Below are 3743 nucleotides of genomic sequence, written 5' to 3' on the forward strand. Positions count from 1 at the left end.
CCGGGGGCGCGCTGGTGGAGGACGCGGAGGCCGCCATGCGGGTGGCGCTGGAGAACGCGGGCACGTCCGCGCTGGCGGTGGCGGCGCTGCACGGGGGCGCGCGGGTGGCGCTGGCGCTCCAGGAGCGGCACCCGGCGGTGGGCGGACTGTGTCTGGTGGCGCCGGACGTGGACCCGTTGTCGCTCGTGCGCCTGTCGTGTCCACTGCTGGTGATTGTCGGGGCGGAGGACAGACGCCTGCCCCGGGCGGCGCTCGCCGCGGCTGTCGCGGAGGCCGGAGGCGATTTAGAGGTCATCGACGATGCCGGCGCCACCTTCCACCGCAACCTTCCCCAGGTAGGGCGGGCCGCGGCGGCGTGGCTCCAGCGGCTGTCGGGCGGGTAGGGGGCGTGCAAACCTCCGGACTTCTTCACATTTCTTTACCCCCGTCGCCTTGCACGGCCGGCCGGTGGGCGAACAGACTGACGGGGCAGACCCAATCGTCCCGCCAGTCGTTCGTAGTGGGTCTTCGAGGCGTTTCGTTCAAGGAGTGTCCCGATGCGGATGAGGCGATGGAACGTGGTTCTCGCGGCGCTGGCCCTGTCGGCCTCCGCGTGTGCTTCCGCATCGCGGGAGCCGGAGGTCCCGGCCGGCCCGGACGTGGCTGCGGCCCAGGCGGAGCTGGCGGAGGCCGTGGCGGCGGGCTCGGAGGACGTGGTGTCCGGGGCCATCGTGGTGGACTTCAAGGACGGCACCACCCAGGCCGAGTTCGACGCCTGGGAGGCCCAGTGGGGCCTGGACCTGGAGTTCAACTCCCAGGAGGGCCCCCAGACGGGCGTCACGCTGGCGGTGGGCGTGGACGACGTGGAGGACGTGCTGGAGCGCATCCGCCAGCACCCGGCGGTGGAGTCCGCGGAGCCGCTGCTCCAAGTGCGCAGCAGCTACACGCCGAATGATCCCCAGTACGAAGCGCAGTGGAACCTGCGGATGATCGACATGCCCCATGCCTGGGACGGCAACCGGGGCAAGGGCGTGGTGGTGGCGGTCATCGACACGGGCATCGCCTACGAGGACCACGGCGACTTCAAGCAGGTGCCGGACCTCAAGGGCGTGTCGTTCGTGAAGGGCTACGACTTCGTCAACGACGACGAGCACGCCAACGACGACCACGGCCACGGCACGCACGTGGCGGGCACCATCGCGCAGGCCACCAACAACGGCGTGGGCGTGGCGGGCGTGGCCTTCGATGCGACGCTGATGCCCATCAAGGTCCTGAACCACTTCGGCAGCGGCACCTCCGCGGACATCGCGGACGCCATCCGCTTCGCGGCGGACCACGACGCGAAGGTCATCAACATGTCGCTGGGCGGCGGCATGTACTCCCAGGTCATGGCCAGCGCGGTGGAGTACGCGCGCAAGAAGGGCGTCACCGTGGTGGCCGCGGCGGGCAACACCGGGCGCGGCAAGGTGGAGTTCCCCGCGGCGTACCCGGGCGCGGTGGCGGTGGGCGCGGTGGGCCCGGACGGCACGCGCTCCCCGTACTCGTCCTATGGCAAGGAGCTGGACATCGCGGCGCCCGGTGGCGACAAGCGCCAGGGCGACTCGGGCGGCATCCTGCAGAACACCATCGACCCGCGCGACCCGTCGCGCTCCATCTACGCCTGGTACCAGGGCACCAGCATGGCCGCCCCGCACGTGGCCGCGGTCGCCGCGATGCTCTACGGCGCTGGCGCCAAGGGGCCGGACGAGGTGGAGCAGGCGCTCTACGCCGGCGCGAAGGCGCAGGGGGATCAGGCCTGGTCCGAGCAGTACGGCCACGGCGTCCTCAACGCCAACGCGTCGCTGCAGGCGTTCACGGGCGGCACGCCCCACTGGCAGCCGCTCGCGTGGGGCGCGGCGCTGCTGGCGCTGGTGCTGCTGACGCTGCGCGGGCGTGAGCGTCCGGGCTTCCTCAACGTCCTCTTCCGCCCGGCGTTCCTCGTGCCGCTGGTCCTGTCCACGGTGGGCTTCTTCTTCCTGCGCACGTGGTTCACGGGCGCCTCGGGTGCGGCGGGCGACGTCGTGAACGTGGCCTCGCTGCCCATCCCGGACTGGCAGCGCATCATCTTCGGCCGGGGCACGGTGAACCCGCTGTTCTACAGCGCGCTGATCCCCCTGGTGCTCTCGCTGCCCGCCATCACGTGGCGGGGCTTCCGTCCGGCGGTGGGCGGCCTGGCGCTCGGCTTCGCGGGCTTCCTGGCCTACGCGGCGTGGGCGGGCGCTCCGGCGCTGGCGTGGATGCCCTTCACGTTCCTGGCGAAGCCGTGGCTGGGCTTCAACACGGTGGTGTGCCTCGTCATCGCTCGCGCGATGCTCAAGCGGGAGGACGCGTGAAGATCTCCGGCACGGTGCAGTACCAGGACCTCGAGGGCGGCGTCTGGGTCCTGAAGGGCGACGACGGCAAGACGTACCAGTTGGCGGGAGGCGACCGGAAGATCAAGAAGGACGGTCAGCGCATCTCCGCCGAGGGCAGCGTGCAGAAGGACGCGGTCACCACCGCCATGGTGGGGCCGGTGTTCCACGTCAGCTCGTACAAGGCGGACTGAAGCCGACAGCGCCGCGTCGTGGAAGGAACGGCCTCCAGGCGAAAGCCCGGAGGCCGTTTGTTTTCAGAGGCTGATCTTGGACTTGTCGGGCGCGTGCGCCTGTGACTGCCGCAGCCGCTCCTCTTCGTAGACCTCCATCGGCAGCTCGCCCTTGCGGACGGCCTTGCGCAGCTGCTGCAGCGCCTTGCGCTCCGCCTGGAGCCCTGGATCCGCGTTCTTCGACAGCGGCGGCACCGGGTGCTGGATGTCGTAGACGCTCAGCGACACGCCGCGCCCGTCCACCAGCCCCAGGCCGACGAGGGACAGCGTCGCCACCAGCACCCATGGCAGCAGCTGGAGGGCGAACAGCGGCACGGGCTTCGTGGCGCGGGCCTCCTCGTCGCTGGGCGCCGTGCCGCGTCCCCAGACGGAGGGGAAGTGCCGGGACGCGGCGCGCAGGCCCAGGAGCCCCGTCCACCCCACGAGCGCCAGGCCCAGCACGGCGCGCCAGTCCGTCACGTCGTCCGTCGCCCCGTCCTTCGCCAGCCCCGAGTGCGTCGCGACGAGGAACAGCACCGACGACACGATGTTGTTGGCCGCGTGCGCCGCGATGCCCGGCCACAGCGAGCCGGTGCGCAGCAGCAGCCAGCCGAACAGCAGCCCCAGCTCCACGCGCGCGAGGAAGCCCACTGGATCCAGGTGGAAGGCGCTGAACACCACCGACGAGATGATCAGCGCGCGCCAGGGCGAGGCCGGTGCCGGAGGCGTCAGCGCGCGCTGGAAGAGGCCGCGGAAGAAGAACTCCTCGCACAGCGGCGCGGCCACCGACACACCGCCCAGCAGCAGCGCCAGCTCCAAGGACGTCTGGCCCTCGAAGAGGCGCGAGGCGTCGAACATCTCCCGCAGCCACGAGGGCGCGATCCGCTGCGCCAGGTACTGGATGGGCACCACCACCGCGAAGAAGTTGACCACGCCCAGGAGGAACCCGAACAGCGCGGGCGCCCCCGTGAAGGGCGTGAGGCCCGTGTAGACGGTGGGCCGGAAGCCCGAGCGCCGAAGCATCACCCACGCGAGGCCCAGGAAGATGAACACCTCCGTGAACCACACGCCGAAGCCGGGGTTGAGCAGCTGGGTGACGGACCCCAGCGTCACGAACAGACCGAACGCCAGCGCCGCCGCGAGGGCCGGGTGGGGCGGATGG

The 3743-nt window shown here is 71.3% G+C and carries 4 protein-coding genes; 3 read left to right on the plus strand and 1 reads right to left on the minus strand.

The window, feature by feature from the left end; translation table 11 throughout:
- The 3 genes from D7X12_RS40165 to D7X12_RS40175 form a co-directional block, all read left to right on the plus strand.
- Positions 1–383, plus strand: a 383-nt coding sequence (locus tag D7X12_RS40165) for an alpha/beta hydrolase (RefSeq protein ID WP_500683241.1), incomplete at its 5' end; no start/stop codon positions are given.
- Between the two features lie 153 nt (positions 384–536).
- Positions 537–2351, plus strand: coding sequence for a S8 family serine peptidase (locus tag D7X12_RS40170; protein ID WP_120630408.1), 1815 nt, complete (start codon positions 537–539; stop codon positions 2349–2351).
- Entirely contained in the window at positions 2348–2563 is a 216-nt protein-coding gene (locus tag D7X12_RS40175) for a DUF5818 domain-containing protein (protein ID WP_120630409.1), read from the plus strand. The genes D7X12_RS40170 and D7X12_RS40175 overlap by 4 nt, the downstream gene beginning before the upstream one ends.
- 63 nt (positions 2564–2626) lie before the next feature.
- Here D7X12_RS40175 and D7X12_RS40180 read toward each other — a convergent pair.
- A partial coding sequence (locus D7X12_RS40180) for a CPBP family glutamic-type intramembrane protease (RefSeq protein ID WP_279637295.1) occupies positions 2627–3743 on the minus strand: 1117 nt, incomplete at its 5' end.

The sequence above is a fragment of the Corallococcus sicarius genome (assembly GCF_003611735.1).
GTDB classification, from domain to species: Bacteria; Myxococcota; Myxococcia; order Myxococcales; family Myxococcaceae; genus Corallococcus; species Corallococcus sicarius.

Coding starts and splice junctions, on each gene's coding strand:
- D7X12_RS40170 (WP_120630408.1), top strand. CDS start 537: ATGCGGATGAGGCGATGGAACGTGGTTCTCGCGGCGCTGGCCCTGTCG.